The organism is Tannerella forsythia (assembly GCF_001006485.1).
GTDB lineage: Bacteria > Bacteroidota > Bacteroidia > Bacteroidales > Tannerellaceae > Tannerella > Tannerella forsythia.
This window is the reverse complement of sequence record NZ_JUET01000083.1, coordinates 89276-102917: the sequence shown is the minus strand read 5'-3', so window position 1 is coordinate 102917 and position 13642 is coordinate 89276. Positions and strand designations below refer to the sequence as shown.

The 13642-nt window shown below is 52.0% G+C and carries 10 protein-coding genes and 1 tRNA gene; 4 read left to right on the top strand and 7 right to left on the bottom strand.

What is annotated here, in order from left to right:
• A partial coding sequence (locus Tanf_RS15595) for a hypothetical protein (RefSeq protein WP_170218293.1) occupies positions 1 to 310 on the top strand: 310 nt, incomplete at its 5' end.
• A 47-nt stretch (positions 311 to 357) separates the two neighbouring features.
• Here the strand turns inward: Tanf_RS15595 and bspA are convergent.
• From bspA to Tanf_RS08820, 5 genes are all read right to left on the bottom strand, one after another.
• Entirely contained in the window at positions 358 to 3603 is a 3246-nt protein-coding gene (gene bspA / locus Tanf_RS13865; protein ID WP_052449061.1) for a leucine-rich-repeat family virulence factor BspA, read from the bottom strand.
• A gap of 65 nt (positions 3604 to 3668) precedes the next feature.
• The gene (locus Tanf_RS15590) at positions 3669 to 3989 is read right to left on the bottom strand and encodes a hypothetical protein (protein WP_236684417.1); all 321 of its coding nucleotides are present in this window, start codon (positions 3987 to 3989) and stop codon (positions 3669 to 3671) included.
• A gap of 1463 nt (positions 3990 to 5452) precedes the next feature.
• Positions 5453 to 5677, bottom strand: a complete 225-nt coding sequence (locus Tanf_RS08825) for a DUF4469 domain-containing protein (RefSeq protein ID WP_046825601.1) — start codon at positions 5675 to 5677, stop codon at positions 5453 to 5455.
• 356 nt (positions 5678 to 6033) lie between these two features.
• Entirely contained in the window at positions 6034 to 6168 is a 135-nt protein-coding gene (locus tag Tanf_RS15805) for a hypothetical protein (RefSeq protein ID WP_262509273.1), read from the bottom strand.
• Positions 6169 to 6417: 249 nt separating this feature from the next.
• Entirely contained in the window at positions 6418 to 7182 is a 765-nt protein-coding gene (locus tag Tanf_RS08820) for an RNA methyltransferase (RefSeq protein ID WP_046825600.1), read from the bottom strand.
• A gap of 75 nt (positions 7183 to 7257) precedes the next feature.
• On the opposite strand from Tanf_RS08820, the gene tamL reads away from it, so the two are divergent.
• The 3 genes from tamL to Tanf_RS08805 all read left to right on the top strand — a co-directional run bounded on the left by tamL (position 7258) and on the right by Tanf_RS08805 (position 10715).
• A complete protein-coding gene (tamL, locus tag Tanf_RS08815; RefSeq protein ID WP_046825599.1) occupies positions 7258 to 9609 on the top strand; it encodes a translocation and assembly module lipoprotein TamL in 2352 nt (783 codons plus the stop codon).
• A 94-nt stretch (positions 9610 to 9703) separates the two neighbouring features.
• Entirely contained in the window at positions 9704 to 10555 is an 852-nt protein-coding gene (locus Tanf_RS08810) for a hypothetical protein (RefSeq protein ID WP_046825598.1), read from the top strand.
• 86 nt (positions 10556 to 10641) lie between these two features.
• Positions 10642 to 10715 (top strand) — tRNA-Arg (locus tag Tanf_RS08805).
• A gap of 136 nt (positions 10716 to 10851) precedes the next feature.
• Here the strand turns inward: Tanf_RS08805 and leuB are convergent.
• Both leuB and Tanf_RS08795 read right to left on the bottom strand, forming a co-directional pair.
• A complete protein-coding gene (gene leuB / locus Tanf_RS08800) occupies positions 10852 to 11925 on the bottom strand; it encodes a 3-isopropylmalate dehydrogenase (protein ID WP_046825597.1) in 1074 nt (357 codons plus the stop codon).
• Between the two features lie 60 nt (positions 11926 to 11985).
• Positions 11986 to 13566: a hydroxymethylglutaryl-CoA lyase-like TIM-barrel protein gene (locus Tanf_RS08795; RefSeq protein ID WP_046825596.1), complete on the bottom strand. Its 1581-nt coding sequence runs from the start codon at positions 13564 to 13566 to the stop codon at positions 11986 to 11988.
• Positions 13567 to 13642: the final 76 nt, after the last annotated feature.

Genomic DNA, 13642 nt, shown 5'->3' with positions numbered 1-13642 from the left:
AGGCTTCGTGCGCTTCACACGCCTTCGCGACGCTTGCAGGTCGGAAAATCAGGTAACTTGCTTCGCTTCGGACAGCCTGATTTTCTTTCGCCCTGCTCGCTGCTCCGTCGGCTCACCGCCCGAGGCCGAAGGGACGAACGCCGAGGGCGTTCGAGGCGAGATTCCTCACTACGTTCGGAATGACAAAGGGGGGAGGCGGAATGACAAACACAGTTATTTGCGTTCATTTGCGCCGTTTGCGAAATTTGCGTTCGGATATTGCCGACACCACACAAAAAAAGGGCGAACACAAGGTTCGCCCCTACATTGACAACATTAATTACTGTTGACTACTTTTCACTTTTCACTCTTCGTTTTTCACTTTATAAGAATTTTGGTTACCCGTTCTCCTACGCGCACGACGTACACGCCGGCGGACAGCGGAAGAACATGATCGCCGGCGGAGGCGTTCATCGTGCGAACGAGCGAACCTACTACATTATATATATGTACCGTCGCGGCCTTGGGCAGGGTGAGGTGCAGCGCGCCGCCGGCGGCGTAGACGCGCAGGCCGTCGATCGTTTGATTGGCCACGGTGTGAGTGAACGTGAACGGCACCGTGATGTTTTGCAGCGCGTATCCTGCCGTAGGCGTGAACGTGAGGTTACGCAGCGCGGCTTTGTAGGTTCCTTTCGACGTGCCGGGCGCGGCCGTGCAGGCGAACGTCAGCAGGTTGCGTTTCTCCATCGTGCCGCCCGAGCGCAGACCGTTGGGTTTCATCTCCACGCGTTTGCCGGTCACGGTGACGGCATAGCCGGCAGCCAGCGACGCATCGGGCGCGGTCTTCTTGGCGTCGAGGGCAAAGCCTTCGGGCAGATCGACGTCGAACGAGAGCGTAAAGTCGGCATCGGAGGGTGCCACTAAGGCCAATCGTAACGTGTTATCGCTTCCCGACGTGACGGAAACCATCTGTTCGGCCGGTACGACGCGCACGCGGCAGGCCGTCTGCTGTCCGCCGACGTTGGCCACAACGGTAATATCGGCCCGTCCGGGCGCGAGGGCGCTGACGGTACCGTCTCTGCTCACGGTCGCGATGTCATTGTTCGAGGAATACCATTTCACGTCGCGGTTGATATCCGCGTCTTTGGGATAGGTTGTTACGACGAGGCGTTGCGAGGCGCCCTCGGGCAGCGTAAGTTCCGTATAATCGAGCGCGACGAAGGCGGGCCCGGGTTTGGGGTTTTGCGTGACGGTAACCGTTTCTTTCAGCGCGCCGGAGACGAAGATGATATTGGCCGTGCGGGGCTGCTCGTCTTCGTAGATCGGGGCGGTGACGGTGATTGTGCCGTCGTCCGTGCCCGAGAGTGCGGAGAGTGTGAGCCACGACGCGTCGCACCGGGCGGTCCATGCTCCGTTTGCGTTGACGGTGATCGGCTTCGTTCCGCCGGCGTCAACGAAGGAGAGCGTTTTTGGAGTCACAGAGAGGGCGGGTATCAGGGGGAGCTCTACGATCTGGAATTCTTTCCATACGTCCTTTGCTTCGTAAACGGCCTTCTTGCCGGCGGGCACATGCAGCTTGATATTCTGAGGCGTGAGATATTTAAAGACATCCTTCGAACCGATGTCGGGGATCGATGCATTATCCTTCCACGCTACGGTCAGATCCTTCAGCGCCGTGCAACCATCAAAGGCATTCTCTCCGATTGTGGTTATACTCTTCGGAAACGTGACGCTTGTCAGCGCATTGCAACTGTAAAAGGCCTTCTTTCCGATCGCGGTGAGGGCGTCGGGCAGCGTGAGGCTTGTCAGCGAGACACAATAGTGAAAGGTCTCCTGTCCGATCGCGGTTACGCTCTTCGGGATCGTGATGCTTGTCAGCTCCAAGCAATCATAAAAGGCCTTCTCTCCAATCGTGTTCACGCCGTCGGGCAGCGTGAGGCTTCTCAGGTCCCAGCAACCGCTAAAGGCGCTCTGTCCGATCGTGGTCACGCTCTTCGGAAGCGTGATGCTTTTCAGCGCGTCGCACCCGCTAAAAGCGAAATCTCCGACGGAGGTCACACCGTCTCCGATCGTTATTTTTTGGATCTCTTTTTGGAAAGCCCCCCAAAGCTGGTCGTTCGGGGTGGCAAAGTTCGGCATCGGCTTCGGTGTATCGGGCGTGGGATTGGTGATGGTGAGGGTTTTGGTGGCGGCGTCGTAGTTCCATTGCAGCCCGCCGAAGTCGTCATCCTCCACGATATTGAATTCTTTCCATACGTCCTTCGCTTCGTAAACGGTCTTCTTGCCGGCGGGCACATGCAGCCGAATTCCACTGAGTGTAAGTTCCCTAAATACATCTCTTTGGATGTCGATCGGCGTATCCCACGCTACGGTCACGTCCTTCAGCGCCCCGCAACCGTAAAAGGCGCTCTCTCCGATCGTGGCTACGCTGTTCGGAATGGTGATGCTTGTCAGCGCCCCGCAATTGTAAAAGGCGCCCCATTCGATCGTGGTGAGGCCGTCGGGCAGCGTGATGCTTTTCAGCCCCGAGCAACCGTAAAAGGCGCTCTCTCCGATCGTGGCTACGCTGTTCGGAATGGTGATGCTTGTCAGCGCCCCGCAATTGTAAAAGGCTCTCTCTTCGATCGTGGTGAGGCCGTCGGGCAGCGTGATGCTTTTCAGCCCCGAGCAACCGTAAAAGGCGCTCCGTCCGATCGTGGTTACGCTGTTCGGAATGGTGATGCTTGTCAGCGCCCCGCAATTGTAAAAGGCGCTCTCTCCGATCGTGGTGAGGCTGTTCGGAAACGTGATGCTTTTCAGCCCCGAGCAACCGTAAAAGGCGCTCCGTCCGATCGTGGTGAGGGCGTCGGGCAGCGTGATGCTTGTCAGCGCCCCGCAATCGTAAAAGGCGCTCTCTCCGATCGTGGTGAGGCTGTTCGGAAACGTGATGCTTTTCAGCCCCGAGCAACCTTTAAAGGCGCTCTCTCCGATCGTGGTGAGGGCGTCGGGCAGCGTGATGCTTGTCAGCGCCCCGCAACCGTAAAAGGCGCTCTCTCCGATCGCGGTGAGGCTGTTCGGAAACGTGATGCTTGTCAGCCCCGAGCAACCGAAAAAGGCCCACTCTCCGATCGTGGTTACGCTGTTCGGAATGGTGATGCTTGTCAGCCCCGTGCAACCGCTAAGGGCGCTCTGTCCGATCGCGGTGAGGCTGTTCGGAAGCGTGATGCTTTTCAGCCCCGAGCAACCTTTAAAGGCCCACTCTCCGATCGTGGTTACGCTGTTCGGAATGGTGATGCTTGTCAGCCCCGAGCAACCTTTAAAGGCGTGATCTCCGATCGCGGTGAGGCTGTTCGGAAGCGTGACGCTTGTCAGCGCGCAATCTGAAAAGGCATTATTTCCTACGGAGGTCACACCGTCGCCGATCGTTACGGTTTGGATCTTGCTTTGGAGAGAATGCCAAGGTATTTCGCTTGCATTATTAAAGTCCGGCATGGCGCCCGTTCCGGTGATGGCGAGGGTTTTGGTGCCGGAGTCGTAGCTCCAGTTCAGCGGTCCGGTGGTTCCGCTGTTTTGCGCCGTAGCGCCCAGGGTCGTCAACAATAAGAAGAGCCCTGTCATCCATAAAGTAAACATTTTCTTTTTCATTGTTTTCTACAATTTGATATTAATAATCATTTTTCGTTAGTCACTATTCGTTTCTTTTAAACACCTCAACGCCCCGAAGGGGTTAGCTCGCCCGAGGCCCAAGGGCTGAAAGCCCGGTATATTTCAGCCCCATCCTGTAAGGGTGGGGTATCCACGCCCATACCTTGCTTTGAGGGCTGAAAGCCTGACATAATCTTTTTGTCACTTTTGGCTTGACCCAAAAGTAACCAAAAGGTCAAGGCTTCGTGCGCTTCACACGCCTTCGCTACGCTCGCGGGTCGGAAAATCAGGTAACTCGCTTCGCTCGGACAGCCTGATTTTCTTTCGCCCTGCTCGCTGCTTCGTCGGCTCACCGCCCGAGGCCCAGGGACGAAATTAATTGTCAATGGTTAATTGTCAATTGTTATTTTCTAAATACATGATTCGGCGTGTACCACGCATAACAATTAACCATTAATTTGTCATTCAGAGCGAAGCGAAGAATCTCTTTCCTCTTCCTCGCGAGATTCCTCACGGTGTTCGGAATGACAAAGGGTGGCGTTCGGATAACCACGCATAACAATTAACCATTGACAATTAACAATTAAATTACGTCAGGCTTTCAGCCCTCCGCCGAGGGGGTTGCCCTTTTTTCCCAACGCTCCGCTTCGCTGCGCATTGGGCTGAATTAATACGCCCTTTCAGGGCTCTTACAGCGGGCGGCATTCAGCATTCAGCCCCCTTGCATTCCCCTTTTGAAGGGAGAACATCCCCGCTTTGCTTCCGCATTCCCCCCTTTGAAGGGGGGCTGGGGGGAGATGTTTCTCTACGTTCTGACATTTGTCATTCAGAGCGTAAGCGAAGAATCTCTTTTTTCTTCCTCGCGAGATTCCTCACTGCGTTCGGAATGACAAAGGCGGTTATTCGCGTTAATTTGCGTAATTCGCGTTCAGCCGTCAGCATTCAGCCCCTTGCATTCCCCCCTTCGCTTCGCTCTTCCCCCCTTTGAAGGGGGGCTGGGGGGATGTCCCTCTGCGTTCGGATTCCGTGTACCCGGCATAACAATTAACCATTGACAATTGACAATTACTTTTGTCATTCAGAGCGTAAGCGAAGAATCTCTTTCCTTTTCTCCGCGAGATTCCTCACGGTGTTCGGAATGACAAAGGGTGGCGTTCGGATTCCGTGTACCACGCATAACAATTAACCATTGACAATTAACCATTATTTTGTCATTCAGAGCGAAGCGATGAATCTCCTTCCTCTTCTCCGCGAGATTCCTCACGGTGTTCGGAATGACAAAGGGTGGCGTTCGGATTCCGTGTACCACGCATAACAATTAACCATTAATTTGTCATTCAGAGCGTAAGCGAAGAATCTCTTTCCTTTACTCCGCGGGATTCCTCACGGTGTTCGGAATGACAAAGGGTGGCGTTCGGATAACCACGCATAACAATTAACCATTGACAATTAACAATTAAATTACGTCAGGCTTTCAGCCCTCCGCCGAGGGGGTCGCCCTTTTTTCCCAACGCTTCGCATTGGGCTGAATTAATACGCCCTTTCAGGGCTCTTACAGCTGTCAGCAATCAGCCAACAACTCAACGCCTCAACAACTCAACAACTCAACAACTCAACACCCCGAAGGGGTTAGCTCGCATGGGCACAAGGGCTGAAAGCCCGGTATATTTCAGCCCCATCCCGCAGGGGTGGGGTATCGATTCCCATACCCCGCTTTGAGGGCTGAAAGCCTGACATAATTTGACAGGTACGTATGCGCCGCCCTAATACGTGCTTATTAAGCATCCTAATACGTGCTTATTAGGCATCCTAATACGTGCTTATTAGACGCCCTAATATGCCGGACTGATTATTTAACCGTTAATGTCTTCTCGAACAAGCGTGTTCGAGGTTCTTTCAACCATTGCTTCCCCATCGAATACTGCGTCGTTACTTCCAACTGGTACGTCCCGGCGGGGAGGGCGGGGATGATGATCATCAGCTCCGAGGGGTTGTTGACCACGATGTCGCCTTCGTCGACTTTGGTGGCGGCCGAATGACAGATGTCGGCCGCGAGAAAAACTGTCTTTTTCATAATCGCTTTGTTTTTATGATGAAAAGATACGCAACGTCCGTTGCTCCGCATGTGACATACGGAGACATAAGGAGTTATTATGTAGGTGTTAATAAATGTAAATAGGGGGGGGGTAAATTGAGGCGTTATCGGTCGGGTGTCAGGGTGCGAGACACGGTTCGTCGCGGCGTGCGCGTCCGTCCGTAGCGTTATCGATAGTGTCTGTCTGCCTCTGCCTTTCATTGACCGTTCCTGTTTATTTGTTCTTTACGGTGCAAAGATATAACATTTTTTTTTTTTAAATGAAAAGAGGGATATTTTTTCTGTTACTTTTGGCTTGACCCAAAAGTAACCAAAAGGTCAAGGCTTCGTGCGCTTCACACGCCTTCGCGACGCTTGCAGGTCGGAAAATCAGGTAACTTGCTTCGCTTCGGACAGCCTGATTTTCTTTCGCCCTGCTCGCTGCTCCGTCGGCTCACCGCCCGAGGCCCATGGACGAAATAAATTGTCAATGGTTATTTTCTAAATACATGATTCGGCGTGTACCCGGCATAACAATTAACCATTGACAATTAACAATTAATTTGTCATTCAGAGCGTAAGCGAAGAATCTCTTTCTTTTACTCCGCGGGATTCCTCACGGTGTTCGGAATGACAAAGGCGGTTATTCGCGCCATTTGCGAAATTTGCGTTCGGATAACCCAACCCCAAAGGGCGAACACAGGGGTTCGCCCCTACATTAACCACCTTTTCCTGTCATATCATGAAACAGGCGGCTGTATCGCTTGTCTCCGGAATTCGGCACAAACGACGGCAGCGGCGACAGCCACATTCAATGATTCCGCACATTCGTGTCCTTCGGGGAAGTTGGGGATAAAAAGTCGTTCGTTGATCTGCATTTCGACAGCCGGTCGGATGCCGTTCCCTTCATTACCCATCACGAGAATGCCGTTAGGCGACAATTTCTTCCGATACAGGTTCTCACCGTCGAGGAACGTGCCGTAACACCGGGTCCGGTGCCGTTGGAGATATCCGGCCAGATCGGTATAATGAATCTGCACATGAGCCAAAGCCCCCATCGTAGCCTGTACGGCCTTCGGGCCGAAAGCGTCGGCCGTATCCGTACTGCAAACGACGTGTGCGATACCGAACCAGTCGGCCAGCCGGATGATTGTGCCCAGATTGCCGGGGTCTTGAATACCGTCGAGGGCAAGGATGAGTTGTGAGTTTGGATCAGCTTCGTCGAGCCGGTATGTGGGTCGGCTGAAAACGGCCAGTACCTCCTGAGGTGTCTTTAGCAGACTGATCTTACGCATTTCGTCGTCACGGACTTCGATTACTTCGCCGGTACGTAAGTCAGGTTGCACCTCGATCCACGACGAGCGGGCTGCCAGCCATTTGCATTCGAAAGCCTTCATCAAGTCCGTCACCAATTTGTTTCCCTCTGCCACAAACAATTGTTGCGCATCCCGGTACTTCTTCATCTCCAGCGCACGTACCTGTTTCATTTTTGATTTACTCAACATGCCGCATCATTTTTAGGAACTCAAAAATACGTCAAATAATTTATTTCGCGTACATTTGTGCAGCTAAAAGACGATATGAGCCGATATGTCTACCTGATTCTGTGTATAAGCCTTGTTGCATGTTGCTGGTCATGCAGCACAACAAAGTATGTGGGACATGATGAATATTTATTGGATAAAGTAGACCTTTCGGTCGATGACCGTCGCATTAAAGCGGACGACCTCCGGTCGTATCTCCGTCAACAGCCCAACTATAAAGTGTTCGGTATCTTGAAATGGCCGCTGTATGTCTATAGTTGGTCGGGACGAAACGAGAAGCGATGGTTCAACAAACTGTTGCGTCGCATCGGAGAGCCTCCTGAGATTCTTGACACAACCCTTGTCGGGCCGTCGCGTGACGAACTTCACCGGTACATGATCAACAAAGGATTCATACGTGCCGATGTTCATTACGCCATTGATACGTCTAAATATAAAAAAGCAACCGTGCATTATACGATCACTGCCGGCGAACCTTACCGAATCCGGGAATACCGCACGAGGGTGAACGACGCACGTATCGACAGTATCCTTCACTTGAAAGTTTCGAAGGTATCGTGGTTGAAAGGGCTGTTCCGTCCAGCTTCCGAAGAATACACGCCATTGGTACAGCCCGGCAATCTTTTCGATCGCGACGTGCTCGATCAGGAACGGCAACGTATCACCATGTTGCTGCGCCGACGCGGGTACTATGCTTTTAATCGCGATTATATTTATTTCCGGGCAGACAGTCTACAAAATCAACAACTCGTCGACCTTGACTTGCATCTCAAACCCTTCCGTTCGGTTATGCCCTCCGATTCGACCAAAGAACGTCCTCACCGGCGTTATTACCTGAATAAGGTGAGCGTTGTGACAGGCTATGACCCCTTATCACAGGAATATACGCACATCGTACCGGTCGACTCCGTATGGAAACGCAACGTATGGATTTACCACAGTACCCGAAAGCATCGCCTGCGGCCCAGGGTCCTTGCGCGCTGCTGCTACCTTTTGCCCGGACAGCTGTACAGCGACCGCAATATGGAACTGACCTACTCCGCGTTTGCCAATCTGGGAGCCTTGCGCCATGTCAATATCCGCTACGATGAACGCGAGGAAAACGACACACTCAAACTCGACTGTACCATCCTTACCGCTCCGGCCCAAACACAAGGTTTCGGCATCGAAATAGAAGGAACCAACTCGAGTGGGGATCTGGGCTTCGCATCGAGCCTGAACTATCAGCATCGTAATCTGTTCGGTGGTTCGGAGCTCTTTACGGCTAAAGTACGGGGAGCTTATGAAGCGCTATCGGGCGGGAACAGTCAGGCCGGATGGGGGAGCTATTGGGAATTTGCCGGCGAAGCATCCATGCTTTTTCCTACATTCGTTTTCCCGTTTACAAGTTACGACTTCCGCCGAAAAGTACGTGCCACAACCGAATTTAAATTCAGCTACGACCAGCAGCACCGACCGGAATACCGGCGTGCCATCCTTTCCGGTGGCTGGAACTATATCTGGCAGAACCGGACGAATAATCTGGCCCGTCATACGTTTAAATTGCTCGATGTAGACTATATCTATATGCTTCATGTCGATACGGCATTTCGCAATACCTTGCCGGAAATCACGGCCAAATACAACTATTCCGACCTGTTCATCGTCAGCTCAGGCTATACATACTCGTTTAATAACTACGACCCGATGAAACGCGGGCGAAGTACTTACTCGCTGCGTTTGTCCGTCGAACTGGCAGGGAATATTCTGTACGGATTATCGAACTTGTTGAATAAAAAAGATGCCGACGGCCGTTACAAACTTTTCGGTACACATTATTCGCAATTCGTCAAAGGTGATATCGATTTTGCACGAAGCCTGACGATCGACAATCGCAACTCTTTCGCCTTCCACCTCGGTGCCGGCATCGGTTATCCTTATGGAAACAGCAAGGAACTGCCCTTCACCCGTCGGTATTTTGCCGGTGGCGCGAACAGCAACCGCGGATGGTCGGTACGTTCGCTGGGACCCGGAAGCATGTCTGTCACCGATGCTACGACGTTCGTCAACCAGGTAGGCGACCTCCGCCTTGATGCGAATCTGGAATATCGTACTAAACTGTTTTGGAAAATCGAGTTAGCCGCCTATATTGATGCCGGCAATATCTGGACCGTCCGCAAATACGACTATCAACCTCAAGGGAATTTTGATCTTACCCGCTTTTATAAAGAAATCGCTCTTTCGTACGGATTAGGAGTGAGACTTGACTTCGATTATTTTCTGATTCGTCTTGACACGGGAATGAAAGCCTACAACCCGCAGGAAATCGGTCATCGCAAATGGGCCATTACTCGCCCCAACCTGACCGATCGGTTCGCATGGCATTTCGCCGTCGGATATCCGTTCTGATTCCTTAAATAAAAAGAAAAAAACAAGCATTTATTCTTTAAGTTCCTAAGTGTATTGTTTTTTTATTATTTTTGCATCGTATAAAAACAAAAATATGAGCATATACCACTTACAGAATGCATGGAAAAGTTTCCGGATTTTCTTCCTGTTCGTTGGCATGGCAGGATGTGAAGTGCACACTTCCGATCTGATTGAGATCGATGAACACGGGAACAGAATCAATAATAACGGAATTCATATCGAGACATCGCTGCTTAGCGTCGGTATGAAAGCGTATGCTCTTGATTCCGTTTACACCGAATTGATGCTGGAACAACAGAAAACAGGGAGAGTAAAGATCGTGGGATTTCGCAAGGGAATGATCGGTGAAGACCGAAAGCACATCTCGTGGGATAAGAAACATCCGCGAATCCGGTATGGATACGATTATACGTACTACGATAAAGCATATGAGTATAAAATCCTGTCGCTCGAAGATCACGGATTCGTTGAAGATATGGAAGTCTGGAAAGACAGCAATCTGTATGTTCAGTTAAGATATCATTATGATCAGGGCGGATATTTATCGAGAGTCGAGATTTTGAATAAACGGTCTGTCATTCACTTTCGGTATGATTATCTGAATGCCCGGAAACGTTCGAACAGCATTACGATCATTGAAGAGCCGGAAGGGCGTTATTATACCGTCCAGCTTTCGTCCCGAAAGATCGAGAATAAAGGTTATGTCTGCAATGTGCTGCGCTATGCCGGGTCGCCGTTGACGAATGAAGTGATCATCAATCCGGATTTGTATTATCTGGGTATTTACGGTACTCCTGTCAAGTATCTTCCGGATGTTCCGATCGAGAGCGGTTCATACAGGGATACCAAAGGAGACGTTCGGGGGGTATACTCCCGTGTGGGGCGTTACCGGTATTTCTACGAAGACCAAGATAAAAAGCGTTAAAAAATGCGATCTTTCCGAAGGTCATTCAAGTTTTATTCTTTTGGCAGAAAAAAAACCTTTCCTATCTTTGCAACCGCAAAAAACAGGGTTCCGTAGCTCAGCTGGATAGAGCAACAGCCTTCTAAGCTGTGGGTCGTGCGTTCGAATCGCACCGGAATCACTTCCCTGAGTAAAGGTGACTTTCCTAACGGGCGGGCTTTTTTTCTGTTCGCGCGTCATGCCGTTGGCGTGCCACAAGGCACGCGCGCCGGCCATGCGGCGTCCCTGCATAGAGGTGGCGCTGTTCGGTTTTTCATTCATGCCTCTTCTGCGATGTATCGGGTTATCCATTTGCCTACCTCACTTGTGGTGTAGGCTTTTCCGCCGTCGGCAAGGTCTTCGGTTACGATGCCCGCATTGATGGAGTCGTTTACCGCGCGACGGATCAGCGTGCCCTCCTCCATCCGGTCGAAACCGTATTCGAACATGAGTGCGGCCGAGAGAATCATGGCCAGCGGATTGGCGATGTTCTTGCCTGCCGCCTGCGGATACGACCCGTGAATCGGTTCGAAGAGCGACGTGTGCAGTCCGATCGAGGCCGAAGGCAGCAGTCCGAGCGATCCGGTGATGACCGAGGCCTCATCGGTGAGGATATCGCCGAAAAGGTTTTCGGTAACGAGCACGTCGAAACTCTTCGGCCACTGGATGATGCGCATGGCGGCATTGTCCACGAAGAGGTAATCGGTTTCGATGTCGGGGTACTGCGGCGCGATCTCCTGCGCGATTTGCCGCCACAAGCGTGAGGTAGCGATCACGTTCGCCTTATCCACCACGGTTACTTTTTTGCGCCGCTGCGCGGCAAACTTGTAAGCCAGATGCAGGATGCGTTCTACCTCTTCGCGGGTGTAAACGCAGGTGTCATAGGCCGTATTGCCGTCTTCGCTCCGTCCCTGCGGACGACCGAAGTACATGCCGCCGGTAAGCTCGCGGATGCATACGAAATCGGCTCCGGAGACGAGGTCGGCACGGAGCGGCGATTTGTGGACCAGCGAAGGAAAAGTCATCACGGGGCGGATGTTTCCGTACAGTCCCAATTGCTTGCGCATACGAAGCAAACCCTGCTCGGGGCGCACCTTGGCTTTGGGATCGTTGTCGAATTTGGGATGGCCGATTGCGCCAAAAAGCACCGCGTCGGACTGCATGCACAGAGCGTGCGTTTCCGGCGGATAGGGATCGCCCACGGCATCGATAGCACACGCGCCCACCATGGCCTCTTCGTACGATAATTCATGTCCGAACCGATCGCAAACGGCCTGCGTTACGTGCAACGCCTGCGCCATGATTTCGGGGCCTATGCCGTCACCGGCTAATACTGCTATATTGATTTTCATTGTTGTATAAAATTGCTGATATCTGATTTTTTACTTCTTATTATTTCCGATTTTTTCCCCCTACGGCAACTGCATATAGTTGATGACGGGGATATTTCCTTTCTCAATCATGTTGAGCATCTTCATGGTCGCTTTGATGGCGGCAGCCGTCTGATCGACATCCAGTCCCCTCGTTTTGAAAACTTTTCCGTCGAACTTCCAGGTGATAATCGTTTGCACGTAAGCGTTCGTTTTTCCGCCCGGAGGGATGACCACCACGTAATCGAGCAATTCGGGGGTCGGCTTGTCGAGGCTTTTGTAAATCTTGTACATCGCTTTTGAAAACGCGTGGTACTGTCCTTCGCCCGCAGCCGACTGTTCGTAAACCTGCCCTCCGATAGAGAGTTTCACGGTAGCCGTAGGACGCATCCCCTCAGTAAGCATCAGCGAATAGTTGAGTATCTTGATACTCTGGTTCTCAATACCGTTTTTCAGGATGTCGGAGACGATGTAGGGAAGTTCGTCGGGGCTGACCAGCTCTTTCTTATCACCCAATTCGATGATGTGGGCGGTTATTTTTTTCGCCGCCTCGTCGTCCACCTCGATGCCCAAGGCTTCGAGGTTTTTGAGGATATTGGCTTTGCCCGAATTTTTCCCCAGCGCATATTCGCGCGAGCGGCCGAAACGCTCCGGTGCCAGATCGTTGAAATAGAGGTTTTTCTTTTTATCGCCGTCAGCATGTACACCGGCAACCTGCGTGAAGACGTTATCGCCGATGACCGGTTTGTTGTTGGGAATACGCACGCCGGAATAGCTCTCCACCACTTTGCTTATGCTGTAGAGTTTGTCTTCGGCAATGTTCGTTTTGAACTTCAACTGGTCGTGGATCAGCGCCGTTACACTGGTAATCGGCGCATTTCCGGCACGTTCGCCCAAACCGTTGACGGTTACATGCACGCCGTGCACACCGGCTTTTACCGCTTCGAAGACGTTGGCCACCGCCAGATCGTAATCGTTGTGGGCATGAAAATCGAAGTGCAGATCGGGATAGCGGTTCACCATCTTTTCACAGAACTCTTTTGTCTCCGAAGGATTTAAGACGCCCAAGGTGTCGGGCAACATATAGCGGGCGATGGGCTGGTGCCGGAGCTCGTCCATCATTTCAAAGACGTAGGCTTGCGAGTCGCGCATCCCGTTCGACCAGTCTTCAAGGTAGATGTTTACGGTCATTCCGCGGCTTTTGGCATCGGCAATGACCGACCGGATATCGGCCAGATGTTCGTTCACCGTCTTCCGGAGCTGATGCGTGCAGTGATTCTCAGAGCCTTTGCAAAGCAGATTCACCACGTTGCATCCGGCGGCGGCAATCCAGTCGAGCGACGCTTTTCCGTCCACAAATCCCAGAATTTCAATCCGGTCGATGTACCCGTTTTTCTTTGCCCACTGGGCTATTTTTTGTACCGAAGCGAATTCCCCCTCCGATACGCGTGCCGACGCGATCTCTACCCGGTCGACATGCAGCTCTTCGAGGAGCAGACGAACGATGCTCACCTTCTCTTCGGCCGCGAACGAGACGCCCGAGGTCTGCTCGCCGTCGCGCAGTGTGGTGTCCATGATTTCGATTTTCCTCGGCGAGGACTCGAACGGTTGTGAATGATTCATTGTTGTCATTGTTTTTATGCTTATTCGTGAAGATCACGCATGTTTCAATATTCAATCGTTTATTAAGCGTTGCAAC

Bases quoted from the DNA above. Each gene is read 5' to 3' on its own strand.
- leuB (WP_046825597.1), bottom strand. From the start codon at position 11,925: ATGAAAATCAATATAGCAGTATTAGCCGGTGACGGCATAGGCCCCGAA.
- Tanf_RS08820 (WP_046825600.1), bottom strand. From the start codon at position 7,182: ATGTTGAGTAAATCAAAAATGAAACAGGTACGTGCGCTGGAGATGAAG.
- tamL (WP_046825599.1), top strand. From the start codon at position 7,258: ATGAGCCGATATGTCTACCTGATTCTGTGTATAAGCCTTGTTGCATGT.
- Tanf_RS08810 (WP_046825598.1), top strand. From the start codon at position 9,704: ATGAGCATATACCACTTACAGAATGCATGGAAAAGTTTCCGGATTTTC.
- Tanf_RS08795 (WP_046825596.1), bottom strand. From the start codon at position 13,566: ATGAATCATTCACAACCGTTCGAGTCCTCGCCGAGGAAAATCGAAATC.
- Tanf_RS08825 (WP_046825601.1), bottom strand. From the start codon at position 5,677: ATGAAAAAGACAGTTTTTCTCGCGGCCGACATCTGTCATTCGGCCGCC.
- bspA (WP_052449061.1), bottom strand. From the start codon at position 3,603: ATGAAAAAGAAAATGTTTACTTTATGGATGACAGGGCTCTTCTTATTG.